This is a genomic window from Neobacillus niacini (genome assembly GCF_031456445.1).
Classification (GTDB): domain Bacteria; phylum Bacillota; class Bacilli; order Bacillales; family Cytobacillaceae; genus Neobacillus; species Neobacillus niacini_I.
The window spans coordinates 331,587-356,144 of the sequence record NZ_JAVDUQ010000001.1 but is presented as its reverse complement, the minus strand read 5'-3'; the positions used below and the strand labels follow the sequence as shown (position 1 = coordinate 356,144).

Genomic DNA, 24,558 nt, shown 5'->3' with positions numbered 1-24,558 from the left:
GACGGTGTAAAATCATGAGAAGAAGTAAAAAAGAACGGCAGCAATTGTTAACCTCAACCATAAAAGAAAATCCATTTACGACGGATGAAGAACTTGCGGAGAAATTTCAAGTAAGCGTCCAAACTATCCGCCTTGATCGATTAGAGTTATCAATACCGGAACTAAGGGAAAGAATCAAAAATGTCGCTGAAAAACGATTTTCTGATGAGGTTCGTTCATTGCCACTGGAAGAAGTTATTGGTGAAATTATTGATATCGACTTAGATAGAAGTGCAATATCCATTTTGGATGTCAAAGAAGAGCATGTTTTTAAACGGAATAAGATCGCTCGCGGTCATCATTTATTTGCGCAGGCAAATTCTTTGGCTGTAGCTGTCATCAATGATGAACTAGCCTTAACAGCGAAAGCAAATATTCAATTTAAACGTTCAGTAAAGCAAAATGAACGGGTAATTGCCAAGGCTAAGGTGTTAAAAATTGATGACGGTCTCGGGAGAACCTTTGTTGAAGTCAATAGCTTTGTAAACAATGAGCTTGTTTTTACCGGAGAATTTGAAATGTACCGTTCGAAAAATCATTAAGGGATGAGACGAAATGAAACTTGCAATTGATGCAATGGGCGGCGATCATGCCCCTAAAGAAATAGTCCTTGGTGCAGTAAAGGCTGTTCAAGAATTTTCTGATATACATATTACCCTTGTTGGGGACGAAAGTAAAATTAAGGAGCATTTAACAAGCCAAGAGAGAATTTCAATCATACATACAACTGAGGTAATCCTTGGAACAGATGAACCGGTACGGGCAGTCCGCCGGAAGAAAAATGCCTCAATGGTTTTAGCGGCCACGCAGGTAGCAGATGGGGAGGCGGATGCCTGCATCTCCGCTGGTAATACCGGTGCATTAATGGCGGCTGGTCTGTTTGTGGTCGGCAGGATTGAAGGGATTGATCGCCCCGCTCTTTCTCCAACTTTGCCTACGATCGGAGGAGAAGGCTTTCTTCTTCTAGATGTTGGAGCAAATGCCGATGCAAAGCCTGAACATCTCTTGCAGTATGCCATCATGGGATCGATTTACAGTGAAAAGGTAAGAGGTATAGCAAAACCACGAGTCGGATTATTAAATATTGGCACGGAAGAAAAAAAGGGGAATGAATTAACGAAAGGCTCCTTTGAACTTTTAAAAAAAGCGAATATCAATTTTATTGGGAATGTTGAAGCGCGCGATTTACTTGAAGGTGCAGCCGATGTGGTCGTAACGGACGGCTTTACTGGAAATATGGTTTTAAAAACAATTGAAGGAACCGCCCTTTCTATGATGAAAATGTTAAAAACAGCTTTAATGAGCAGTTTTACAAGCAAACTGGCGGCTGCTGTTTTAAAACCAAATTTGTATGCCTTGAAAAACAAGCTGGATTACTCGGAATATGGCGGAGCTGCTCTATTTGGCTTAAAAGCACCAGTGATTAAAGCGCATGGTTCTTCAAACGCACAAGCGATCTTTAGTGCCATTCGCCAAACAAGAGAGATGGCAGGAAATGATGTCGTTGGTTTAATAAAAAATGCGGTAGAAGAAACAAAGATTTCGAAAATTGAACAGTAAAGAAGGAGTGCGAAAATGGGTAAAATTGCATTTGTTTTTCCGGGGCAGGGTTCCCAAACAGTTGGAATGGGGAAAGAGGCTGCAGAACAAAATTCAGAAATGATGAGTTATTTTACGAAGGCAGATGAAACACTTCAAAGTTCCTTAAGTAAAATTATTTTTGAGGGGCCGCAAGCTGAGCTGACCTTAACCGTGAATGCCCAGCCTGCATTGTTAACAACCAGTATTGCACTGTTATCCCTATTTCAAAAATCAGGGATTCAAGCAGATTATCTTGCTGGGCATAGCCTTGGGGAGTATACTGCTCTAGTTGCTTCTGGTGCCTTAACCTTTGGAGAAGGTGTATATGCCGTCAGAAAAAGAGGCGAGTTGATGGAAGTGGCTGTTCCAAATGGAGAAGGCACAATGGCAGCAGTCTTAGGTCTTGATCGTGAAAAGCTTTCTGCGGCATGTAACCAAGTAAGTGAAACAGGTTTTCCTGTATCCCTTGCAAATTTAAATTGTCCCGGTCAAATTGTGATTTCCGGTTCAAGAAAAGGAGTAGAGCTTGCGGGGGAAAAAGCAAAAGAAGCAGGAGCAAAGCGTGTGATTCCACTTGAGGTGAGCGGACCTTTCCATTCTTCGCTTATGAAACCAGCTGCTGAAAAGTTACAGGGTGTTTTAGATGGTTTAAATATGCAGGATGCAAAAATTCCAGTCATTGCGAATGTTTCAGCTGAACCGATGAGCAAAAGTCCTGAAATCAAAGGGAAATTAATTGAGCAACTCTTTTCACCTGTTTTATGGGAAGATTCCGTTCAAAAAATGATTGACCTTGGTGTAGATACATTTATTGAAATTGGACCAGGGAAGGTTTTATCGGGACTAATTAAGAAAATTGATCGTTCTGTTAAAACCTATTCCGTATCTGACGCGGTGAGCTGTAAGGATGTAATCGAAGCATTAAAGGAGGGTCAATTATGAGTTTAGCAGGAAAAGCAGTACTTGTAACAGGGGCATCAAGAGGAATTGGTCGTGAAATTGCCCTTGAGTTGGCACGCCAGGGAGCAAATGTGGCAGTGAATTTTGCCGGCAGCGAGGCAAAAGCAAATGAAGTGGTAGATGAAATTAAAGCACTGGGCAGAGACGCTTTTACGGTAAAGTGCGATGTTTCGAATTCTGAAGAGGTAGCATCAATGGTCAAAGAGACGGTTGAGCGTTTTGGAAAACTAGATATCCTCGTTAATAATGCTGGCATTACAAAAGATAACTTATTAATGAGAATGAAAGAAGAAGAATGGGACGATGTCATCAGCATTAATTTAAAAGGTGTCTTCCTTGTCACAAAAGCTGTAACGAGACAAATGATGAAACAACGTTCAGGTAGAATCATCAATATCGCTTCCATCGTTGGTGTCAGCGGTAATCCTGGGCAAGCGAACTATGTTGCGGCAAAAGCTGGCGTGATTGGATTAACAAAAACAACAGCAAAAGAATTGGCGGCAAGAAATATTACAGTTAACGCGATTGCACCAGGTTTTATTACGACCGATATGACAGACAAATTAACAGAAGAGATCAAAACGGAAATGCTTAAACAAATTCCTTTAGCCCGTTTTGGAGAACCTAAAGATATCGCCAAAGTAACAGCGTTCCTTGCTTCTGATGACAGTTCTTACATGACAGGACAGACACTTCACATCGACGGCGGCATGGTAATGTAATTTTTAAAAATTTAACATTTATTATTTTAATCAAATACTCTATAATAGCTTGAGGGGAGGTGAACAAGCATGGCAGAGGTATTAGAACGTGTAACAAAGATCATTGTAGACCGTTTAGGTGTAGACGAGTCTCAAGTTAAGCTTGAAGCTTCTTTTAAGGATGATCTTGGTGCTGATTCCCTTGATGTAGTTGAACTAGTAATGGAATTGGAAGATGAGTTTGATATGGAAATTTCTGACGATGATGCTGAAAAAATTGGCACAGTTGGTGATGCTGTTAATTACATAAATAGCAAAAATTAATCGTTGGATTTCTTCTGAAAGCTCCGTTTTCAAACGGGGCTTTCTTCAACTTGGCAGTATTGCCAAGTTTCTTTGCGTTTTTAACGCAACTTTTTTAAACTATTACTAGGAAACTGTGTGAAAATAAAATGCAAGGTGGAGACTTTTCATGCGCAAAAATGGCAAGGAAAAAGAAACAAGCAGTCGCGCAAAAGAAAATCAATTCAAGGATTTTCAACAATTTATTGGAATTCATTTTGAAAATGAGAAATTATTAAAACAAGCTTTTACCCATTCATCCTATGTGAATGAGCATCGCAGGAAGCCTTATGAAGATAACGAAAGGCTTGAATTTTTAGGAGATGCCGTACTCGAACTTACTGTTTCACAATTCCTTTTTAAAAAATATCCCATGATGAGTGAAGGAGAATTAACGAAACTTCGGGCCGCCATTGTTTGTGAGCCATCACTTGTTTCTTTTGCTAACGAACTTTCCTTTGGTAAATATATTTTATTAGGAAAAGGGGAAGAAATGACGGGTGGCAGGGAGCGTCCTGCATTGCTTGCAGATGTATTTGAAGCCTTCATTGGAGCGCTTTATTTAGATAAAGGAATTGATCCAGTAATTGAGTTTCTAGAAAAGATTGTATTTCCTAAAGTAAATGCGGGTGCTTTTTCTCATGTGATGGATTTTAAAAGTCAGCTTCAGGAACTCGTTCAGCGCGATGGGACCGGCTTGATTGAATATCGGGTTCTTCAGGAAATAGGACCGGCGCATAACAAAGAGTTTGTTTCCAGGGTCTCATTAAACGGAGAAGAATTAGGAACCGGTACCGGTAAATCCAAAAAAGAAGCAGAACAGCATGCTGCCCAAATGGCGCTTGAGGTATTAAAAGGGAAGACAACCATGTAATTTCATCTAAACGCGCTTTAAGGGAGGATTTTTTAAATGTTTTTAAAGCGGTTGGACATTATTGGATTTAAATCATTCGCTGACCGTATCGGAGTGGATTTTGTCCCTGGGGTGACGGCTGTGGTTGGACCTAATGGCAGCGGGAAGAGTAATATAACCGATGCCATTCGCTGGGTGCTGGGGGAACAATCAGCAAAATCATTAAGAGGGGCAAAAATGGAGGATATCATTTTTGCCGGGAGTGATACGAGAAAACCACTTAATTTGGCTGAAGTAACCCTAACCTTAGATAATGAGGACCAGGGGTTATCGATTGACTATAATGAAGTTAGTGTTACACGAAGAGTATCCCGTTCTGGGGATAGTGACTATTTCATTAATAAACAGCCGTGCAGACTTAAGGATATTGTGGATCTTTTTATGGATTCTGGCTTAGGAAGGGAAGCCTTTTCAATTATCAGTCAAGGAAAGGTAGAAGAAATCTTAAATAGTAAGCCGGAAGACAGAAGAACAATTTTTGAAGAAGCTGCCGGAGTATTAAAATATAAAAATCGTAAGAAAAAAGCGGAGGGAAAGCTATCTGAAGCACAAGAGAATTTAAATCGTGTGAAAGATATTCTCTACGAACTGGAAAGCCAGGTAGAGCCGCTAAAAATTCAAGCGTCGATGGCAAAAGACTTTTTAGAGAAAAAAGAAGAGCTTGAAAAAATTGAAGTTGCGTTAACGGTTTATGAAATTGAAGATCTGCATCAAAAATGGGAAAAGCTTTCTCACCAATTGGATGAGCATCAACAGGAAGAGTTGAAACTTTCGACCCAGCTGCAAAAGAAAGAGGCTAAAATTGCCGAAACAAGGGACCATGTAACCGCAATAGATGAGTCGATTTCTGATTTGCAAAATGTCCTCCTCTATGCAAGCGAAGAACTGGAAAAATTGGAGGGCAGGAAGCAGGTATTAAAGGAACGAAAGAAAAATGCTTCACAGAATAAAGAACAATTAATCAAAAATATTTCTGAACTAACTGAGAAGGTAGCCCAGCTTAAAAAGAACCGGGACACGCAAGCAGAGTCTGTTCGACTTTTAAGTGAACAGGCTCGAACACTAAAGACTCAGTTAAAGGAAAAGCAGGAGAAGCTCCAATTATTCACGGAAAATATGGATGAAAAAATTGAATCATTAAAAAGTGAATATATTGAATTGTTGAATGATCAAGCAGGGGCTAAAAATGAATTAAGAATGATTACCCAGCAGCTTGAACAGCAAGAGAAGAAGAACTTACGGCTCGACGAGGAAAATAGCAGATTTATCGCGGAGCGTCAAATTGCGGCAGAGAAAAAATTAACGATTCTAAACGGATTAGAAGAAATTCAGAAAAGGCTGGCCGACCATGTTGTTTTATTCCGCGAGCAGCAAAAAAAGCTGGAGTCGGTTAAAAATAACTACCAAAGGCAAGAAAAAACCTTGTACCAAGCTTATCAGATTCTGCAGCAGGCTAAATCAAGAAAAGAAATGCTGGAGGAAATGGAAGAGGACTTTTCAGGTTTTTTCCAGGGGGTTAAAGAGGTTTTAAAGGCACGCGGGAAAAAGTTAACTGGAATTGAAGGAGCCGTTGCAGAGCTTGTTACGGTTCCAAAACAATATGAGACTGCCCTTGAAACTGCCCTTGGTGGTGCATTGCAGCATATCGTCGTTGACACAGAGCAAAATGCACGGATGGCCATTCAATTTTTAAAACAAAATTCGTTTGGACGCGCAACCTTTTTACCGCTTAGTGTCTTAAAAGGACGACCATTGTCATCTTCTCAATTGTCTTCCATCGAAAATCACCCTTCCTTCATTGGAACTGCAGTAACTCTAGTCCAGTTCGAACATAAATACACAGAGGTAATGAACAATCTTCTTGGAAATGTGGTCATAACGAAAGACTTAAAGTGTGCCAATGAATTAGCAAAAATCCTTCAATATCGCAGCCGCCTCGTTACACTCGACGGTGATATTGTGAATCCTGGCGGTTCGATGACAGGCGGTGCCCTTAAACAAAAAAACTCCTCACTTTTAACTCGAAAAGGTGAGCTGGAAGATTTGAAAGAAAAGCTTACGATCATGGAGGAAAAAACCGCCAGTTTAGAAAAAACAGTAAAAGCGTTAAAGGAAGAGGTTCAAATCAATGAAAACCTTCTAGAAGAAATACGAAATACTGGTGAGGAATTAAGGGTTAAAGAGCAGTCGCTAAAAGGAAATATACATGGTGCTGAGCTTGAAGAAAAGAATATTAATGAGCGTTTAAGCATCTATGATTTAGAAAAAGGCCAATTTTTCGAAGAACGAGATCGTTTAACAGAGAGAAAAAGTGAATTATCCAATGCTCTTGAAAACTATCAAGAGAAGATTGTCAGTCTTGATGGGCTTATAGCAAAGCTAACTGAGCAAAAGACTAATGATTTATCTTCGAAAGAAACTTTAACAAACGAAATGAATGAATTAAAGGTTGAGTTTGCTTCTAAAAATGAACAGTTGACCAATGCTAAAGAACGTTTTGCGATTACCAAAGAGGATTTAGAAGAAAGCGAAGAAAAATTGACGATTTTAACGGACGACTTGCAGCTGCTTACATCAGAAATGACCAACAGCTCTTCCGGTGAGGAACAATTGGAAGGCCAAGTGGTAAGGAAGCAACAGGATAAACAAGAAACCATTGAGCTTATTTCATCAAGAAGACAGGAACGCTTGGAATTGCAAACAGTTCTAGAGGATTTAGAGCTCGAAGCAAAGGAACTTAAGCGTCTTCACCGGGGAATGACGGAAGTATTAAAGGATGAAGAGGTCAAGCTTAACCGTTTAGATGTAGAACTTGAAAACCGTCTGACCCACCTCAGGGAAGAATATTTATTATCATTTGAAGGGGCGAAAGAACAGTTCCCGTTAATGGTTTCCATTGAGGAAGCACGTAAAAGGGTAAAGTTGATTAAATTGGCAATTGAAGAGCTTGGCAATGTAAATCTTGGGGCGATTGAAGAATATGAACGGGTATCAGAGCGCTATGAATTTCTAAACGAACAAAAAAACGATCTTCAAGAAGCAAAAGAAACGCTTTTTCAAGTGATTGAAGAAATGGATATGGAAATGAAAAAACGCTTTGAGCATACCTTTGAGGGAATCCGGAATCATTTTGAACCGGTTTTTCGCGCCTTGTTTGGCGGAGGCCGCGCCGATTTAAGACTTACTGAACCGGAAGATTTATTAAATACCGGGGTTGAAATTATTGCACAGCCGCCAGGAAAAAAACTGCAGAACCTTGGATTACTATCCGGAGGCGAAAGGGCGTTAACGGCGATTGCTCTGCTGTTTTCAATCCTTAAGGTTAGACCGGTGCCGTTTTGTATTCTTGATGAGGTCGAGGCAGCCCTTGATGAAGCAAATGTTCACCGTTTTAGCCAATATTTAAAACGATACAGCTCAGAAACCCAGTTTATCGTCATTACTCATCGCAAAGGGACGATGGAAGAAGCGGATGTCCTTTACGGAGTTACGATGCAGGAATCGGGTGTCTCAAAGCTTGTGTCTGTTCGGTTAGAAGATACAAAGGAGCTTGTTGAATCTTAAGATAGGGAAGTGAAATCATGAGCTTTTTTAAAAAATTAAAAGAAAAAATCACGAAACAAGCGGATTCTGTTACAGAAAAGTTTAAGGAAGGTCTTACAAAAACTCGGGATAACTTTTCCGGAAAGGTAAATGACCTTGTGTCCAGATACCGTAAAGTAGATGAGGATTTTTTTGAAGAATTGGAAGAAATCCTTATTCAGGCGGATGTTGGCTTTGAAACGGTAATGGAATTAATTGATGAGCTGAAAATGGAAGTAAAACGCCGCAACATCCAGGATCCAAAAGAAGTTCAAAGTGTAATTTCTGAAAAGTTGGTGGATATTTATAATGCGGGTGAAGAGCTATCTTCGGAGTTAAATATTCAACCTGAGGGACTTACCGTTATTTTATTTGTCGGTGTTAACGGGGTTGGAAAAACAACAACGATTGGAAAGTTGGGACATAAGTTCAAGAGTGAAGGAAAGAATGTCCTGATGGCCGCCGGCGATACTTTCCGTGCCGGTGCGATTGAGCAACTGGAGGTATGGGGAGAAAGGGTAGGCGTTGATGTCATTAAGCAAGCGGAGGGTTCTGACCCCGCAGCGGTTATGTATGATGCTATTCAAGCAGCCAAAGCCCGTAAAGCAGATATTTTATTATGTGATACAGCAGGACGCTTGCAAAATAAAGTAAATTTAATGAAGGAACTAGAGAAGGTTAAGCGGGTAATTGAACGGGAAATTCCTGGCGCACCGCATGAAGTTCTCCTTGTTCTTGATGCGACTACAGGACAAAATGCACTTATCCAGGCAAAAACCTTTAAGGAAGCAACCAATGTCAGCGGGATAGTTCTTTCAAAATTAGATGGAACAGCAAAGGGCGGTATTGTCCTTGCCATCCGCAATGAATTAAAAATTCCGGTGAAATTCGTTGGTCTTGGTGAAAAAATGGATGACCTGCAGGAATTTAATGCAGAACAGTATGTATACGGCTTATTCGCCGATCAAGTCGAAAAGACAGAAGAATGATTTCTTTAGAAAGCAGTATTTTCAAAGTACTGCTTTACTTTTTTAAACCGACTAATTTTGCAGAGCACTTTTGATGAAATCTGCAAAAATATGAATCAAGTATCGTTGTAAAGGCCTTATCTTGACAGACACAGTCCCACTGTGTAAACTACATTTGTAAAGGCTTTTCACTTAACAACAGGAGGGATGAGCATGCTTGAGAAAACAACACGGATGAATTATCTTTATGATTTTTACTATTCGTTGTTAACACCAAAGCAGCAAAGCTATATGTCTCTCTATTATTTAGATGATTACTCACTAGGTGAAATTGCCGAAGAGTATAATGTCAGCCGCCAGGCCGTTTATGACAATATTAAACGGACGGAAGCCATGCTTGAGGAGTATGAGGAAAAGCTGCTATTGTTTCAGAAATTTCAAGAGCGCAGTAATCTATTAAAGCATGTAAAAGAACTACTTAACGAGGAACACCCTTCAAAGCAGGCGATGCTTGAAGCAGTTGCCGAGCTTGAGAAACTGGATTAGGAGGCGGCATGAATGGCGTTTGAAGGATTAGCCGACCGACTGCAGAGTACCATTCAAAAAATTCGCGGTAAAGGGAAAGTCTCTGAAGCGGATGTTAAAGAAATGATGAGAGAAGTTCGTCTAGCTTTATTAGAAGCCGACGTTAACTTCAAGGTTGTCAAAGAATTTGTCAAAAAAGTCAGTGAACGGGCAGTAGGGCAGGAAGTCCTAAAAAGCTTAACTCCGGGTCAGCAAATCATTAAAATTGTTAATGAAGAGTTGACGGAATTAATGGGTGGAGAGCAGAGTAAAATTGCCGTTGCTGGGCGCCCGCCAACTGTGATTATGATGGTTGGTTTGCAGGGGGCAGGTAAAACAACGACCACCGGTAAGCTTGCTAACCTGCTTCGGAAAAAGTATAACCGTAAACCATTGCTGGTTGCTGCCGATATTTATCGCCCGGCCGCAATCAAGCAGTTACAAACCCTTGGTAAACAATTAGACATGCCGGTTTTCTCGCTTGGAGACCAAGTAAGTCCGGTAGAAATTGCGAAGCAGGCCATTGCAAAAGCAAAGGAAGAGCATCATGATTATGTCTTAATTGATACAGCCGGACGGCTTCATATTGATGAGGTCTTAATGGATGAGTTGAAGGACATTAAGGAGCTTGCAAAACCTGATGAGATCTTTCTTGTTGTCGATGCGATGACAGGTCAGGATGCCGTCAATGTTGCTCAAAGCTTTAATGAGACTCTTGGTTTGACTGGTGTCGTATTAACCAAGTTGGACGGAGATACCCGTGGTGGTGCAGCACTTTCGATTCGTGCCGTTACCCAAACCCCGATTAAATTCGTCGGTTTAGGTGAGAAAATGGATGCAATTGAACCGTTTCATCCGGAACGGATGGCATCGCGAATTCTTGGCATGGGGGATGTGCTGACACTTATTGAAAAAGCACAGGCCAATGTCGATGAGGAAAAGGCGAAAGAACTCGAACAAAAAATGCGGACAGCCTCATTTACCCTTGATGACTTTTTGGAACAATTGGGTCAGGTTCGCAAACTCGGACCGCTTGATGAATTATTAAAAATGATGCCAGGGGCTAACAAGATTAAAGGTTTGAACAATCTTCAAATAGATGAAAAGCAAATTGCCCATGTGGAGGCGATTATTCGCTCGATGACGAAAGAAGAAAAAATTCATCCGGAAATCATGAACTCAGGCCGCAAAAGAAGGATTGCGAAAGGCAGCGGAAGAACGGTTCCTGAAGTCAACCGCTTGCTCAAGCAGTTTGAAGACATGAAAAAAATGATGAAGCAAATGTCAGGGATGCAGCAAAAAGGAAAGAAAAAAGGTGGATTTAAATTTCCGTTTAAACCTTTCTAAACGCGTAAAGAGAAAAACCTTTACAAGCTAATTTCTTTCTGCTCCTGCGCCACAGCTTATTCGAGGAAGCGATCTTTAGCTCGTCGCAAGCCTGTAGAAAAGGATTATTCAATAAATGGTTAGATGTAAAGATAAAAACCTTTACAAACATTTTGTTATCTGATATTATTATTTCTTGTGTGAAACATATTCGGAGGTGCTTATTTAAAATGGCAGTTAAAATTCGTTTAAAACGTATGGGAGCTAAAAAAACTCCTTTCTATCGTATCGTAGTAGCAGATTCTCGTTCACCACGTGATGGACGTTACATTGAAATCGTTGGAACTTACAACCCAGTTGCACAGCCGGCTCAAGTTCAAATCAACGAAGAATTAGCTCTTAAATGGTTACAAGACGGTGCAAAACCATCTGATACAGTTCGTAACCTTTTCTCTAACCAAGGCATCATGGAAAAATTCCATAATGCAAAATTAAGCAAGTAAGGATTCGCAAATGAAACAATTGATTGAAACAATTGTTAAGCCTTTGGTTGATTTTCCGGAAGACGTTCATGTCGATGTAAAGGAAGAGGATCAGCGAATCACTTACCTTCTTTCCGTCAACAAAACGGATATTGGGAAAGTGATTGGAAAACAAGGGCGCGTTGCAAAGGCCATTAGAACTGTTGTCTATGCAGCAGGATCATCACAACAGAAGAAAATATTTCTAGAAATTGGTGAATAGCTTTTTGCATCTAGATTAAAGGGAGGGATAAAAAACCCTCCCTTTTTGCTAACTTTTTTTAAGCTTAAATAAGCTGAGTATAGGAGGCACATCATGCAAATTATTCAATCTGTTGTGGTTAAACAAGTTTTAACGGAAAAGAGCAAGGAAAAACTGTTTGAGAAATTTCAAGCACAAAAATTGCAGCTTCAAAAGGAACGGGACCAGCTGCTCTTTGAATTAAAACGTTTAGAGAAATCAAAGAATTTTTCACCGAGTGCATTAAAAAAACACTTTGAAAAAGAAATCCAGATGCGTCAGGAAAAAGAGAAGCTTCTTGATTTTCAAATAGAACAATTACATATTCTGCCTATAGGCAGTGAACTTAAGGAAAAAGAAGTACAAGCCCTTCTCGAGATAAAGGTAGGGGACATATGGGATGACAAAAACGGACAACCTACGATTATTATCCGAGATGGGATTATTGATGAAATACGATAGAGGTGAAAAGCGACATGGAAAAATGGTTTAATGTCGGGAAGATTGTCAATACACATGGCATCAGAGGGGAAGTAAGGGTCATATCGAAAACCGATTTCCCTGAAGAACGATACAAAATTGGAAATGTCCTTTACTTATTTTTACCGAAAGCAAAGGACCCAATAGAATTAACGGTTAAAAGCCACCGCAGCCACAAAAATTTTAATTTACTGACGTTTGAAGGCTTGGAAAATATTAATGATGTTGAAAAGTTTCGGGATGGAATTCTCAAAGTTCCCGAATCCCAGTTAGGGGAATTGGAGGAAGATGAATTTTATTATCATGAAATTATCGGCTGTTTGGTTGCAACCACGAAAGGCGTAGAAATTGGCAAAGTGACAGAAATTCTTTCCCCTGGTGCGAACGATGTTTGGGTCATAAAGGGGAAAGGGGGTAAGGAGATCTTAATCCCTTATATCCATGATGTTGTTAAAAAGGTAGACACGAAGGAAAAAGTTATTTTGATTGACCCGATGGAAGGGTTACTTTCATGATGAAAATCGACGTCCTCACGCTTTTTCCGGAAATGTTTGCAGGAGTATTGGGGCAATCCATTTTAAACAAGGCAGCTGAAAAATCTGCGGTTGAGTATAATGTTGTGAACTTTCGAGACTATGCCGATAACAAACATAACACAGTTGATGACTATCCATATGGAGGCGGTGCAGGGATGGTGCTCAAGCCTCAGCCGATCTTTGACGCTGTGGCAGACCTAAAAGAGAAGGCTGCTAGTCCAAATACTCGTGTCATTTTACTCTGCCCACAGGGGTCACGGTATGATCAAAGAAAAGCGGAAGAATTGGCTCACGCGGAACATTTAATTTTTATTTGCGGTCATTATGAGGGCTACGATGAAAGAATACGTGAACATATTGTTACAGATGAAATTTCAGTCGGTGACTATGTCTTGACTGGGGGAGAGCTAGGAGCAATGGTTGTGATTGATAGTGTTGTCCGGCTTTTACCGGAAGTGCTCGGAAACGAAGAATCCCATATGAAAGATTCTTTTAGCACCGGTCTGCTCGAACACCCGCATTACACACGTCCAGCTGATTTTCGCGGTTTAAAGGTTCCAGAAGTTTTATTGTCCGGAAATCATAAATTAATAGAAGAATGGCGAAATAAAGAAGCTTTAAGACGAACACTATTACGGCGTCCGGATTTATTAGAAAAAATAGATTTAACTAATGAACAGAAAAAATGGCTGCAAGAAGTGAAAAAAGAATCCTTGTAGTTATTGCACAGCCCTGTTGTTTATGTTATGATACTTCTTGTGACTTAAGCTGATGTTTTTCAGATTGGTCTTATAACGATGTTCCGCTGCAGGTAATAGGTAAATAGATATGCAAGAGCGTCTGTTGGAAGGAGTTGAATACGATGCATAAATTAATCGAAGAAATCACAAAAGAACAACTTCGCTCTGATCTTCCTGCGTTCCGTCCTGGGGATACTGTACGTGTACACGTAAAAGTTATCGAGGGAACTCGTGAACGTATTCAGTTATTTGAAGGTGTAGTGATTAAGCGTCGTGGTGGTGGAATTAGCGAAACTTTTACAGTTCGTAAAGTTTCTTACGGAGTAGGCGTTGAGCGTACTTTCCCAGTACACACACCAAAAATTGCGAAGCTAGAAGTAATCCGCCGCGGTAAAGTCCGCCGTGCTAAGCTTTACTACTTGCGTAAACTTCGCGGTAAAAAAGCAAGAATTAAAGAAATTCGTTAATATGAAAAGAAAAGAGCTTGCTCTGCAAGCTCTTTTTTTCTATCAATAAGCGATTTTTTATTAAAGTTTAATTAAAAAACTTTGTCCCATCGTGTTAATTCCGCTGAAGTTATGTAAAATATGCTTTATAAACTTATTTTTTTGCAAAAGATTGGTGGGAAATTGAATGACAAAAAAGAAAAATGAACTATGGGAATGGACAAAAGCACTTCTGATTGCTGTTATCTTAGCAGCAGTTATTCGCTATTTTTTATTTGCTCCGATTGTAGTGGATGGATTGTCAATGATGCCGACGTTAAAAGACCAGGACAGAATGATTGTAAATAAATTCAGCTACAATATAGGGGAGCCGCATCGATTTGATATCATCGTATTCCATGCGCCTGAACACAAAGATTACATAAAACGCGTAATTGGACTTCCGGGAGACAGGATTGAATATAAAAATGATACTCTTTATGTGAATGGGAAAGCTTATAAAGAACCCTATTTAGATAAATATAAAAAACAGGTTACAGATGGTCCATTAACAGAATCATTTAAACTTGAGGAAACGGCTGTGGGTCAAAAGACCGTTCCAAAGGGAGAATTATTTGTTATGGGAGATAATCGGCGTTTCAGTAAGGACAGCCGTCATATTGGTGCAGTCCCTCTGAGCAAGGTAATCGGTAAAACGAGCATTGTTTATTGGCCGTTAAAAGATGCACATATTGTTAAAGTGAAATAGAAATTTGAGAGGTGGTGGCTAATTTGACGATCCAATGGTTTCCTGGCCATATGGCTAAGGCTCGCAGAGAGGTCACGGAGAAATTAAAGCTGGTTGATATCATTTTTGAATTAGTGGATGCAAGAATCCCTTATTCGTCTAGAAATCCTATGATTGACGAAATTATCCAGCATAAACCAAGACTGGTTTTATTGAATAAAGCAGATATGGCCGACAAAGAGGCAACAAAAGAATGGATTGCCTTTTTTGCTGAAAAGGGGATCCATGCACTTGCCATTAACTCGCAAGCAGGAGTCGGAATGAGGGAAATTGCCCAGGCGGCCCAAGAAATCCTAAAAGAGAAATTTGCACGCTTAAAAGCCAAGGGTGTGAAACCAAGGGCGATTCGGGCGATGATTGTCGGGATTCCAAATGCAGGAAAATCCACATTAATTAATAGGCTTGCCAAAAAAAACATAGCAAAAACCGGCAATACACCGGGTGTAACGAAATCCCAGCAATGGATTAAAGTCGGTAAAGAAATGGAATTACTGGATACACCGGGTATATTATGGCCTAAATTTGAAGACCAAGAGGTTGGAAAGAAGCTAGCCATTACGGGTGCAATTAAGGATACGCTCTTAAACTTGCAGGAGCTGACAATCTATACGATTAAGTTTTTAGAAAAAACCTACCCTGACCGCTTAAAAGAGCGATATCAGCTTGATGCGGTTCCTGAAGATGTTGTGGAGTTGTTTGACCATATCGGGAAATTAAGAGGCTGTTTAATGGGCGGAGGCTTGGTTGATTACGATAAAGTGGCGGAGCTTGTGATTCGAGAGGTCCGATCAGAAAAATTCGGTCCACTGACGTTTGAACGACCAAAGGATTTCTTCGATGAGGAAAATACTAACTAAATCAGGCTCTCCCTTGGGGGGAGCTTTATTTTTTTGGAAAATTAGGAGAACGATATGAAAAAACGATCCATTGCAGAAATTGAAAAGCAATTAATGTGCATCGAGAATGATTCTGATCCCTTTTTGTTAGAGATTGAAAGTGATGAACGTAAGGGTGTTCAAATCTCTTTAGCAAGATGGAAAAAAAGACGGGAACAAGAGCAGCAGCTTCAAGCGAAATTTTTTGAAATGAATCACTATGAACGAAGGTACCGTGAAGAAGGTTTTCAACTTATTGCCGGCGTGGATGAAGTGGGAAGGGGACCTCTTGCGGGTCCGGTTACGTGCGCCGCTGTTATTTTACCGAATGACTTTTTTTTGCCGGGCATTGATGATTCCAAGAAACTAACCGAAAAAAAGCGGGAGGAATATGACGCAATTATTCGCAGAGAAGCCATTGCTCTAAGTATCGCAATGATTCATGCTGAAGAAATTGACGAAATAAATATTTATGAGGCAACAAAAAAAGCGATGAAATCTGCAATTGTTTCTTTGGAGCCTAAACCGGATTTTTTGTTAATTGATGCCATGAAACTCGACACCCCTTTTCCTTCCGAGTCCATTATTAAAGGGGATGCCAATAGTGTTACCATTGCCGCTGCATCGATCATTGCAAAGGTTGCGAGGGACAGGCTGATGAAGGAATTATCCAAAGAATATCCTCAATACGGTTTTCAGCATAATATGGGTTACGGAACGAAAGAGCATATTTTAGCTATAGAGAATAATGGCATAACCCCTTACCATCGAAAAAGTTTTGCGCCAATTAAAGATTCTATTGCAAAATATTGATGGCGGCACATAAAAAAGTATAAAGGGTACATGATAGTAAACAGGCTTATGCCTGTTTTTTACTATGTCAGTAAAATATTTATCTGCCATAATTGGAAGGATTTATATGAAAAAATTCATTAAATCAGTACTTGTATTAATTGTATTTATATGATGAATATAATTTTTAAGTATTATGGTGGACAAGGTATGTGACATTATATACAATGTAAACGGAGTCAATTTTTTGAAGAGTTTGATAGGAGGATGGGAAATGAATATCCATGAGTATCAGGGGAAAGAAATCCTCAGAAAATATGGGGTAGCAGTTCCAAATGGTAAAGTGGCATTCACAGTTGAAGAAGCGGTGGAAGCTGCAAAAGAACTAGGCACACAGGTATGTGTGGTAAAAGCGCAAATCCATGCTGGTGGACGGGGTAAAGCCGGCGGTGTTAAAGTGGCAAAAAACCTTGATGAAGTTCGTACATATGCAAACGAAATTCTTGGTAAAACATTAGTAACACACCAAACAGGTCCTGAAGGTAAGGAAGTAAAGCGTTTGCTTATCGAAGAAGGCTGCGACATTAAAAAAGAATACTATGTTGGTCTAGTATTAGACCGTGCCACTTCCCGCGTAGTCTTAATGGCTTCTGAAGAAGGCGGAACAGAAATTGAAGAAGTTGCGGAAAAAACTCCTGAGAAAATTTTTAAAGAGGTTATCGACCCGATTCTTGGGTTAATGCCTTATCAAGCACGCCGTATCGCGTTCAATATCAATATTCCAAAAGAATTAGTCAATCAAGCTGTTAAGTTTATGACAGGCCTTTACAATGCTTTTGTTGAAAAGGATTGCTCGATTGCTGAAATCAATCCGTTAGTTGTAACAGGTGACGGTAAAGTTATGGCGCTAGATGCTAAATTAAACTTCGACTCTAATGCACTATATCGCCAAAAAGATGTTTTGGAATATCGTGACCTTGAAGAGGAAGATCTAAAAGAAATCGAAGCTTCTAAATACGATTTAAGCTATATTGCTCTTGATGGAAACATCGGCTGTATGGTAAACGGTGCCGGTCTTGCAATGGCAACAATGGATATCGTTAAGCATTATGGCGGAGATCCTGCTAACTTCCTTGATGTTGGCGGCGGTGCAACAGCTGAAAAGGTAACAGAAGCATTCAAAATTATCCTTTCTGATCCAAACGTAAAAGGTATTTTTGTTAATATCTTTGGTGGAATCATGAAGTGTGATGTTATTGCCGAGGGTGTTGTCGAGGCAGCTAAACAAGTTGGACTTTCTATTCCGCTAGTTGTTCGTTTAGAAGGAACGAATGTTGATTTAGGAAAGAAAATTCTTGCTGAATCAGGCCTTAACATTACTGCTGCTGAATCCATGGCAGACGGAGCACAAAAAATCGTTTCATTAGTGAAATAGGATCTTAAGAAAGGGGAATTAACGTGAGCGTTTTTATTAATAAAGATACCAAAGTAATTGTTCAAGGGATTACAGGTGGAACTGCTCGTTTCCATACAAAACAAATGCTTGAATATGGTACAAAAATCGTTGGGGGTACCTCTCCTGGTAAAGGTGGACAAGAGGTAGAAGGAGTACCTGTTTTTAATACAGTTAAAGAAGCTGTTGAATCTACTGGTGCTACTGCTTCTGTTATTTATGTTCCAGCACCATTTGCAGCAGATTCCATTATTGAGGCAGTAGATGCTGAATTGGATCTTGCTATTTGTATTACTGAACATATTCCAGTATTGGATATGGTAAAAGTTAAACGTTACATGGAAGGCAAGAAAACTCGTTTGGTTGGTCCTAACTGTCCGGGTGTTATTACAGCTGATGAGTGTAAAATTGGAATTATGCCTGGATACATTCATACAAAAGGCCATGTCGGTGTTGTTTCTCGTTCCGGAACATTAACATACGAAGCGGTTCATCAATTAACACAAGCTGGTATTGGTCAAACAACAGCTGTTGGTATTGGTGGAGACCCTGTAAATGGAACAAACTTTATCGACGTTTTAAAAGCCTTTAATGAAGACCCTGAAACCTATGCCGTGATCATGATTGGTGAAATCGGCGGTACAGCAGAAGAAGAAGCTGCACAATGGGTAAAAGCAAATATGACGAAACCAGTTGTTGGCTTTATCGGCGGCCGCACAGCACCTCCAGGAAAGCGTATGGGCCATGCTGGCGCCATCATTTCAGGCGGTAAAGGTACTGCTGATGAAAAAATCCGTGTCATGAACGAATGCGGTATTAAAGTTGCCGACACTCCATCTGTAATGGGTGAAACTTTAATCGAAGCATTAAAAGAACAAGGCTTATTTGAAAAGTGCAAAACACACTAGAATGCAACCAAGACTAGCAGATAGTCCCTCATACTTTGAGGGGCTATTTCTTCTGGATTAAAATAAAAAAGGGAGGGTCCTATTTTGGACGATTTTAAAGAAAAATTAATTCACTTGCTTCATTACCCCAATATTTCTTGGAATGCCGTATATCAAATGTTAAAAAAAGATCCCACACTTCATTCAGTTTATCACCTGCATCCACAATTACTTCAACAAAACTCTTCATTTCCGCCTTTAAATACCTTTCAACAACCCGGTAAGCCTTCTATTATTACTATCCAATCTGAAATCATTCATGAACAAATTCGCCAATATAAACCAAATGAAATTAATGTTATTTCGATTTTTGACAAGGAATACCCTACTGTATTAAAAGAAATTTATCAGCCGCCTTGGGCATTATTTGCAAAAGGTGATGTATCTTTATTGGAAAAAGAACCTAAGCTGGCGGTAGTTGGCTCGAGGCAGGCAACACTTTATGGGAAAAATGCAATCCGACTAATATTTCCTGAATTAATCGATGAAGGGGTTCTCATTGTCAGTGGTCTTGCAAAAGGAATTGATGCACTGGCACATGACACTGCCATTAAAAATGGCGGAAAAACGATTGGGGTGATTGCTGGGGGTATTTATCATATCTATCCTAAGGAAAATATGAGCCTGGCATTAGAGATGATGAAAAATCATTTGATTATTTCAGAATATCCACCTGACACAAAACCGCTTAAATGGCATTTTCCGGCACGGAACCGAATCATCAGTGGACTTTCCAAAGGCACCTTTATAATAGAAGCTAAACGTAAAAGCGGGTCCCTCATTACGGCAAATTATGCAGTAAATGAAGGGCGGGAGGTGTTTTCGCTTCCGGGAAGCATTTTTAATCCCTTTTCAATTGGGACGAACGATTTAATCCAGCAAGGGGCAAAGCTTGTGTCGAGTGCAGAGGATATTTTAGAAGAACTGAAATCATGAAACATATTTAACAAAAATTAAGCAAATAATGAATAAAAAATTAAATTATAGAAGGTTTTTTCACATTTTTTGGAGAAATAAGCTAAAATAACTTGAAATTATTCCTAATCTGTTATACATTTTCCAACAGATGTTTCTATGGAAAAAAGAGGTCGTTTTAGGTGAAAACGGTTTCTTTAAATGAGTAGTTCATTGACAAGAACAAGTAATATGTTCAATAATAATGGATATTTTGATATTTAATTTTCATTTTAAGCATAATTTGAATATCAAGGAATAATATTGTCGATAAATCGAAAACTTTGGGATAAGTCATTTTTGTAAAGTATTTTTCCAGTCCATATTTTTTAATATTGGAATAAAAGGAAAGCTTCTCAAATTGTAAGCATCTTAGAAACAGGCTAAAGCCCGCTTCAAGGCGCTTCCACAGTTCTTCTATCCCTCTTAAGGAGGATTACCTAAATGTCTGATTATCTTGTAATCGTAGAATCGCCAGCAAAAGCGAAAACGATTGAACGTTATTTAGGAAATAAATATAAAGTAAAAGCATCAATGGGGCATGTCCGCGACCTTCCAAGGAGCCAAATGGGTGTAGATGTTGAAAAAAGTTTTGAACCGAAATATATAACGATTCGGGGAAAAGGTCCTGTTCTCAAGGAATTAAAATCAGCTGCTAAAAAAGCAAAAAAAATCTTTCTAGCAGCTGACCCTGATCGCGAAGGGGAAGCCATTGCTTGGCATCTTGCCCATAGCTTGGATGTTGATATTCATTCTGACTGCCGCGTTGTCTTCAATGAAATTACAAAGGATGCAATAAAGGAATCCTTTAAGCATCCGCGCCCAATCAATATGGACCTTGTCGATGCCCAGCAGGCACGTAGAATTCTTGACCGTTTAGTTGGTTATAATATCAGCCCGCTTCTCTGGAAAAAGGTCAAAAAAGGGTTAAGTGCAGGACGGGTTCAATCGGTAGCTGTTCGGTTGATTATTGACCGTGAAAAAGAAATTCAAGCCTTTGTTCCCGAAGAATATTGGACCATTGAAGGAGAGGTAGTAAAAGGAAAAAATCATTTTCGTGCCGGGTTCCATACGATTTTGGGCGAGGATAAAACCGAATTACGCTCAGATGAAGATGTTCAAAATGTCTTAAAGCAAATGGAAGGCAATCAATTTACGGTAACCGCCGTTACAAAGAAAGAGCGGAAAAGAAATCCTGCACCGCCGTTTATTACTTCATCCTTGCAACAGGAAGCAGCGAGGAAACTTAATTTCCGGGCAAAGAAAACCATGATGCTTGCGCAGCAGTTGTATGAGGGAATTGAGCTTGGGAAAGAAGGAACAGTTGGTCTCATTACCTATATGAGAACAGATTCAACCCGTATTTCAGAAGTTGCCCAGAAAGAAGCTGCGGAGTACATTCAAGGTCAATACGGTGTGGAATATTTAAAAGAGGAACAAAGAAAAGACAAAAAACAAACGGGTGCCCAAGATGCCCACGAAGCAATTCGACCGACTAGTACTTTTCGAGATCCAAGCAGTTTAAAGGAATTTTTATCGAGGGACCAATTACGTTTGTATAAATTAATTTGGGAACGTTTTTTAGCCAGTCAAATGGCACAGGCTGTAATGGACACAATGAGTGTGGATTTGCAGAATGGAAAGGTAATATTCCGTGCAACGGGTTCAAAGGTTAAATTCCCGGGATTTATGAAGGTGTATGTTGAGGGCAGTGATGATCAAGTAGAAGAAAAAGACAATATGCTTCCTGATTTAAAAGAGGGCGATGAGGTGTTCAAAAAGGATATTGAGCCGAAGCAGCACTTTACACAGCCGCCGCCAAGATATACGGAAGCAAGGCTAGTCAAAACACTTGAGGAACTAAGGATTGGTCGTCCATCTACCTACGCGCCAACATTAGATACGATTCAAAAAAGAGGATATGTCGCCCTTGATAATAAACGGTTCATTCCGACTGAGCTGGGGGAAATTATTCATGAATTAATTCTTGAATTCTTTCCTGATATCTTAGATGTTGAATTTACGGTAAAAATGGAGCAGGGATTAGATAATATTGAAGATGGCAAAGTTCGCTGGGTAAATATTATCGATGATTTTTACAGGGACTTTGAGATACATTTAGAGAAAGCTGAAAAGGAAATGCAATCTGTTGAAATAAAAGATGAACCTGCAGGTGAGGATTGTGAAAATTGTGGCAGCCCAATGGTATTTAAGATGGGTCGATACGGAAAATTTATGGCCTGCAGCAATTTTCCGGATTGCCGAAATACAAAACCCATTGTGAAGGAAATCGGGGTTACTTGTCCGAATTGTAAAGAAGGCAATATCATTGAGAGGAAGAGTAAGAAAAAACGCCTTTTCTATGGATGTGACCGCTTCCCTGAATGTGATTTTATTTCATGGGATAAACCACTTCCAAGAAATTGCCCAAAATGCGAATCGTATCTGGTTGAGAAGAAATTAAAAAAAGGTGTTCAAGTACAGTGTCCGAATTGCGATTACAAAGAAGAGCAGCAAAGCTAAGTGTGGGCGGCTTGCCTGCTCTTTTCTTTTTTTAGGCACTTTAAAAATTTTTTAAACCAAAAAACTTTTTTGTTTTCAATTCGTATAGTAAAATGCAAGATGGACTAAATTGAGGGAAAAGTATAGTATAGATGTTTGGTTACATAATTAAGAAAGTGGTCTAGGAGGACATTCATGAAAGAAATGACAGTTAATGTTATTGGAGCAGGACTTGCCGGCAGTGAAGCAGCCTGGCAAATTGCGAAACGTGGAATTAAGGTTCGCCTTTATGAAATGAGACCTGTTAAGCAAACTCCTGCTCATCATACAGATAAATTTGCAGAATTAGTCTGCAGTAATTCCTTAAGAGCAAACACCTTAACGAATGCTGTGGGTGTGTTGAAGGAAGAAATGAGGAAGCTTGATTCGGTGATTATCGCGGCTGCTGATGCCTGTTCAGTGCCTGCAGGGGGGGCTTTGGCGGTTGATCGGCATGAATTCGCGGCAAAAGTAACGGATTTGGTTAAAAATCATGAAAATGTCACGGTCATTAATGAGGAAGTAATTGATATTCCTGAAGGACCGACAGTAATAGCAACAGGCCCACTGACAAGTCCTGAACTTTCAGCTCAACTAAAGAATTTAACCGGTGAAGAATATCTTTATTTTTATGATGCTGCAGCACCCATTATTGAAAAAGAAAGCATTGATATGGATAAGGTATATTTAAAATCCCGTTACGATAAGGGTGAAGCAGCCTATTTAAATTGTCCGATGACAGAGGAAGAATTTAACCGATTCTATGAAGCATTAATTTCTGCTGAAACCGTTCCCTTAAAAGAATTTGAAAAGGAAATTTTCTTTGAAGGCTGTATGCCAATCGAAGTAATGGCTGCCAGAGGAAAGAAAACCATGCTTTTTGGTCCCTTAAAGCCGGTTGGTTTAGAAGATCCGAAAACGGGGAAAAGACCTTTTGCTGTTATTCAGTTAAGGCAGGACGATGCCGCCGGAACATTATTTAATATTGTTGGATTTCAAACGCATTTAAAATGGGGTGCACAAAAAGAGGTCCTCAGCCTTATACCGGGACTTAAGAATGCTGAAATTATCCGTTATGGAGTGATGCACCGTAATACATTTATCAATTCGCCAAAGGTTTTAAAAGCAACTTATCAATTCCGTGAGCGGGATGATTTATTCTTTGCTGGTCAAATGACTGGGGTTGAAGGGTATGTTGAATCAGCTGCAAGCGGATTAATTGCGGGAATCAATGCAGCACGTTTAATTGAAGGGAAGGAAACTTTAGAGTTTCCGGTTGAGACTGCTATTGGCAGCATGGCACATTATATTACCACCACTAATGCGAAAAATTTCCAACCGATGAATGCAAATTTTGGATTATTTCCTGAATTACCTGTCAAAATTAAGGGGAAACAAGAGAGAAATTTACAGCATGCAAACAGAGCGTTAGAAACAATTCAGAACTTTGTGAAAGTTTTGTAAAATTTCTTGCAAGGGCTATGGAAGTATGTTACGATTTAATAGGCCTTGTGTGGTGAAAGCTTGACAAATGTGAATGTTTTATTAACATTCTATCTCGAATATTTACAAATTGAGAAGAATTGATCAAAATATAGAATTGAACATTTCCAACATGATATTAGTAAATTTATTGTTCACGTTTGAACAAGGAATTCACGATGCTTTTTCATTCTTGGGTTAAACGGAAAATAGAAAACTCCAAAGAGGAGGTTTTAATTTATGGAGCAATTTCATGCTACTACGATTTTTGCGATTCACCATAATGGTGAATGTTCGATGTCAGGTGATGGGCAAGTCACGTTTGGAAATGCGGTTGTGATGAAGCACACAGCAAGAAAAGTGAGAAAGATATTTAATGGAAGAGTATTAGCAGGTTTTGCCGGATCTGTTGCGGATGCTTTTACATTGTTTGAGTTATTTGAAGGTAAACTTGAAGAATATAACGGAAACCTTCAAAGAGCCGCAGTTGAGCTCGCTAAGGAATGGCGCAGCGATAAAATGTTACGGAAGCTTGAAGCAATGCTGATTGTTATGAACCAGGAAAGCTTGCTGCTTGTTTCCGGGACAGGTGAAGTCATTGAGCCTGATGATGGTATTCTTGCGATCGGTTCTGGCGGTAATTATGCCTTAGCTGCGGGGCGTTCCCTAAAGAAATATTCAGGGGATCATTTGTCTGCAAAAGAAATTGCTAAAGCTTCTTTAGAAATAGCTGCTGAAATATGTGTGTATACGAATCACAATATTATCGTTGAAGAGCTATAACGGG

General features: G+C 39.7%; 25 protein-coding genes. All 25 read left to right on the top strand.

Annotated features, from left to right (window positions below):
• Positions 1–14 precede the first annotated feature (14 nt).
• The gene (gene fapR / locus J2Y67_RS01775) at positions 15–581 is read left to right on the top strand and encodes a transcription factor FapR (RefSeq protein ID WP_310169881.1); all 567 of its coding nucleotides are present in this window, start codon (positions 15–17) and stop codon (positions 579–581) included.
• 13 nt (positions 582–594) lie between these two features.
• Positions 595–1,599: a phosphate acyltransferase PlsX gene (gene plsX / locus J2Y67_RS01770; protein WP_310169878.1), complete on the top strand. Its 1,005-nt coding sequence runs from the start codon at positions 595–597 to the stop codon at positions 1,597–1,599.
• A gap of 15 nt (positions 1,600–1,614) precedes the next feature.
• Positions 1,615–2,562: an ACP S-malonyltransferase gene (gene fabD, locus J2Y67_RS01765; protein WP_310169876.1), complete on the top strand. Its 948-nt coding sequence runs from the start codon at positions 1,615–1,617 to the stop codon at positions 2,560–2,562.
• Positions 2,559–3,302 (top strand): 3-oxoacyl-[acyl-carrier-protein] reductase, encoded by a 744-nt coding sequence (gene fabG / locus J2Y67_RS01760; protein ID WP_310169874.1) that lies wholly within the window; start codon positions 2,559–2,561, stop codon positions 3,300–3,302. The genes fabD and fabG overlap by 4 nt, the downstream gene beginning before the upstream one ends.
• A 69-nt stretch (positions 3,303–3,371) precedes the next feature.
• Positions 3,372–3,605, top strand: a complete 234-nt coding sequence (acpP, locus tag J2Y67_RS01755) for an acyl carrier protein (RefSeq protein ID WP_045515275.1) — start codon at positions 3,372–3,374, stop codon at positions 3,603–3,605.
• A gap of 148 nt (positions 3,606–3,753) precedes the next feature.
• Positions 3,754–4,497, top strand: coding sequence for a ribonuclease III (gene rnc / locus J2Y67_RS01750; protein ID WP_310169872.1), 744 nt, complete (start codon positions 3,754–3,756; stop codon positions 4,495–4,497).
• 36 nt (positions 4,498–4,533) lie between these two features.
• Positions 4,534–8,100 carry a chromosome segregation protein SMC gene (gene smc / locus J2Y67_RS01745; RefSeq protein WP_310169870.1) on the top strand — a complete coding sequence of 1,189 codons (3,567 nt, stop codon included), beginning with the start codon at positions 4,534–4,536 and terminating at the stop codon, positions 8,098–8,100.
• A 17-nt stretch (positions 8,101–8,117) separates the two neighbouring features.
• Entirely contained in the window at positions 8,118–9,107 is a 990-nt protein-coding gene (gene ftsY / locus J2Y67_RS01740; protein ID WP_310169868.1) for a signal recognition particle-docking protein FtsY, read from the top strand.
• Between the two features lie 192 nt (positions 9,108–9,299).
• Entirely contained in the window at positions 9,300–9,632 is a 333-nt protein-coding gene (locus J2Y67_RS01735; RefSeq protein WP_310169866.1) for a putative DNA-binding protein, read from the top strand.
• Between the two features lie 12 nt (positions 9,633–9,644).
• Positions 9,645–10,997: a signal recognition particle protein gene (ffh, locus tag J2Y67_RS01730; RefSeq protein WP_310169864.1), complete on the top strand. Its 1,353-nt coding sequence runs from the start codon at positions 9,645–9,647 to the stop codon at positions 10,995–10,997.
• A gap of 209 nt (positions 10,998–11,206) precedes the next feature.
• Positions 11,207–11,479, top strand: coding sequence for a 30S ribosomal protein S16 (rpsP, locus tag J2Y67_RS01725; RefSeq protein WP_071356109.1), 273 nt, complete (start codon positions 11,207–11,209; stop codon positions 11,477–11,479).
• Between the two features lie 10 nt (positions 11,480–11,489).
• Complete coding sequence (locus tag J2Y67_RS01720; RefSeq protein WP_310169862.1) at positions 11,490–11,720, top strand: KH domain-containing protein; 231 nt, start codon at positions 11,490–11,492, stop codon at positions 11,718–11,720.
• A gap of 93 nt (positions 11,721–11,813) precedes the next feature.
• A complete protein-coding gene (locus J2Y67_RS01715) occupies positions 11,814–12,200 on the top strand; it encodes a YlqD family protein (protein WP_310169860.1) in 387 nt (128 codons plus the stop codon).
• Positions 12,201–12,214: 14 nt separating this feature from the next.
• Entirely contained in the window at positions 12,215–12,733 is a 519-nt protein-coding gene (gene rimM / locus J2Y67_RS01710; protein WP_310169858.1) for a ribosome maturation factor RimM, read from the top strand.
• Entirely contained in the window at positions 12,730–13,473 is a 744-nt protein-coding gene (gene trmD, locus J2Y67_RS01705; protein WP_310169856.1) for a tRNA (guanosine(37)-N1)-methyltransferase TrmD, read from the top strand. Before rimM ends, trmD begins: the two co-directional genes overlap by 4 nt.
• A gap of 143 nt (positions 13,474–13,616) precedes the next feature.
• The gene (gene rplS, locus J2Y67_RS01700; protein ID WP_026574863.1) at positions 13,617–13,961 is read left to right on the top strand and encodes a 50S ribosomal protein L19; all 345 of its coding nucleotides are present in this window, start codon (positions 13,617–13,619) and stop codon (positions 13,959–13,961) included.
• 166 nt (positions 13,962–14,127) lie between these two features.
• Positions 14,128–14,688 carry a signal peptidase I gene (gene lepB / locus J2Y67_RS01695; RefSeq protein WP_310169853.1) on the top strand — a complete coding sequence of 187 codons (561 nt, stop codon included), beginning with the start codon at positions 14,128–14,130 and terminating at the stop codon, positions 14,686–14,688.
• 23 nt (positions 14,689–14,711) lie between these two features.
• The gene (gene ylqF / locus J2Y67_RS01690; RefSeq protein WP_310169851.1) at positions 14,712–15,584 is read left to right on the top strand and encodes a ribosome biogenesis GTPase YlqF; all 873 of its coding nucleotides are present in this window, start codon (positions 14,712–14,714) and stop codon (positions 15,582–15,584) included.
• A 54-nt stretch (positions 15,585–15,638) separates the two neighbouring features.
• Positions 15,639–16,415 carry a ribonuclease HII gene (locus tag J2Y67_RS01685; protein ID WP_310169849.1) on the top strand — a complete coding sequence of 259 codons (777 nt, stop codon included), beginning with the start codon at positions 15,639–15,641 and terminating at the stop codon, positions 16,413–16,415.
• 253 nt (positions 16,416–16,668) lie between these two features.
• Complete coding sequence (sucC, locus tag J2Y67_RS01680) at positions 16,669–17,829, top strand: ADP-forming succinate--CoA ligase subunit beta (protein WP_310169848.1); 1,161 nt, start codon at positions 16,669–16,671, stop codon at positions 17,827–17,829.
• Positions 17,830–17,852: 23 nt separating this feature from the next.
• Positions 17,853–18,755, top strand: coding sequence for a succinate--CoA ligase subunit alpha (sucD, locus tag J2Y67_RS01675; RefSeq protein ID WP_310169847.1), 903 nt, complete (start codon positions 17,853–17,855; stop codon positions 18,753–18,755).
• Positions 18,756–18,839: 84 nt separating this feature from the next.
• Entirely contained in the window at positions 18,840–19,730 is an 891-nt protein-coding gene (dprA, locus tag J2Y67_RS01670) for a DNA-processing protein DprA (protein ID WP_310169845.1), read from the top strand.
• 462 nt (positions 19,731–20,192) lie between these two features.
• Positions 20,193–22,271 (top strand): type I DNA topoisomerase, encoded by a 2,079-nt coding sequence (topA, locus tag J2Y67_RS01665; RefSeq protein WP_310169843.1) that lies wholly within the window; start codon positions 20,193–20,195, stop codon positions 22,269–22,271.
• A 174-nt stretch (positions 22,272–22,445) separates the two neighbouring features.
• Positions 22,446–23,753 (top strand): FADH(2)-oxidizing methylenetetrahydrofolate--tRNA-(uracil(54)-C(5))-methyltransferase TrmFO, encoded by a 1,308-nt coding sequence (gene trmFO, locus J2Y67_RS01660; RefSeq protein ID WP_310169840.1) that lies wholly within the window; start codon positions 22,446–22,448, stop codon positions 23,751–23,753.
• A gap of 258 nt (positions 23,754–24,011) precedes the next feature.
• On the top strand, positions 24,012–24,554 hold the full coding sequence (gene hslV, locus J2Y67_RS01655; RefSeq protein WP_310169839.1) for an ATP-dependent protease subunit HslV: 543 nt from the start codon (positions 24,012–24,014) through the stop codon (positions 24,552–24,554).
• The last annotated feature ends 4 nt before the right edge of the window (positions 24,555–24,558 follow it).

Excerpts from the sequence above, each read along its gene's own strand:
- fapR (WP_310169881.1), top strand. The coding sequence starts at position 15 with ATGAGAAGAAGTAAAAAAGAACGGCAGCAATTGTTAACCTCAACCATA.
- plsX (WP_310169878.1), top strand. The coding sequence starts at position 595 with ATGAAACTTGCAATTGATGCAATGGGCGGCGATCATGCCCCTAAAGAA.
- fabD (WP_310169876.1), top strand. The coding sequence starts at position 1,615 with ATGGGTAAAATTGCATTTGTTTTTCCGGGGCAGGGTTCCCAAACAGTT.
- fabG (WP_310169874.1), top strand. The coding sequence starts at position 2,559 with ATGAGTTTAGCAGGAAAAGCAGTACTTGTAACAGGGGCATCAAGAGGA.
- acpP (WP_045515275.1), top strand. The coding sequence starts at position 3,372 with ATGGCAGAGGTATTAGAACGTGTAACAAAGATCATTGTAGACCGTTTA.
- rnc (WP_310169872.1), top strand. The coding sequence starts at position 3,754 with ATGCGCAAAAATGGCAAGGAAAAAGAAACAAGCAGTCGCGCAAAAGAA.
- smc (WP_310169870.1), top strand. The coding sequence starts at position 4,534 with ATGTTTTTAAAGCGGTTGGACATTATTGGATTTAAATCATTCGCTGAC.
- ftsY (WP_310169868.1), top strand. The coding sequence starts at position 8,118 with ATGAGCTTTTTTAAAAAATTAAAAGAAAAAATCACGAAACAAGCGGAT.
- J2Y67_RS01735 (WP_310169866.1), top strand. The coding sequence starts at position 9,300 with ATGCTTGAGAAAACAACACGGATGAATTATCTTTATGATTTTTACTAT.
- ffh (WP_310169864.1), top strand. The coding sequence starts at position 9,645 with ATGGCGTTTGAAGGATTAGCCGACCGACTGCAGAGTACCATTCAAAAA.
- rpsP (WP_071356109.1), top strand. The coding sequence starts at position 11,207 with ATGGCAGTTAAAATTCGTTTAAAACGTATGGGAGCTAAAAAAACTCCT.
- J2Y67_RS01720 (WP_310169862.1), top strand. The coding sequence starts at position 11,490 with ATGAAACAATTGATTGAAACAATTGTTAAGCCTTTGGTTGATTTTCCG.
- J2Y67_RS01715 (WP_310169860.1), top strand. The coding sequence starts at position 11,814 with ATGCAAATTATTCAATCTGTTGTGGTTAAACAAGTTTTAACGGAAAAG.
- rimM (WP_310169858.1), top strand. The coding sequence starts at position 12,215 with ATGGAAAAATGGTTTAATGTCGGGAAGATTGTCAATACACATGGCATC.
- trmD (WP_310169856.1), top strand. The coding sequence starts at position 12,730 with ATGATGAAAATCGACGTCCTCACGCTTTTTCCGGAAATGTTTGCAGGA.
- rplS (WP_026574863.1), top strand. The coding sequence starts at position 13,617 with ATGCATAAATTAATCGAAGAAATCACAAAAGAACAACTTCGCTCTGAT.
- lepB (WP_310169853.1), top strand. The coding sequence starts at position 14,128 with ATGACAAAAAAGAAAAATGAACTATGGGAATGGACAAAAGCACTTCTG.
- J2Y67_RS01685 (WP_310169849.1), top strand. The coding sequence starts at position 15,639 with ATGAAAAAACGATCCATTGCAGAAATTGAAAAGCAATTAATGTGCATC.
- sucC (WP_310169848.1), top strand. The coding sequence starts at position 16,669 with ATGAATATCCATGAGTATCAGGGGAAAGAAATCCTCAGAAAATATGGG.
- topA (WP_310169843.1), top strand. The coding sequence starts at position 20,193 with ATGTCTGATTATCTTGTAATCGTAGAATCGCCAGCAAAAGCGAAAACG.
- trmFO (WP_310169840.1), top strand. The coding sequence starts at position 22,446 with ATGAAAGAAATGACAGTTAATGTTATTGGAGCAGGACTTGCCGGCAGT.
- hslV (WP_310169839.1), top strand. The coding sequence starts at position 24,012 with ATGGAGCAATTTCATGCTACTACGATTTTTGCGATTCACCATAATGGT.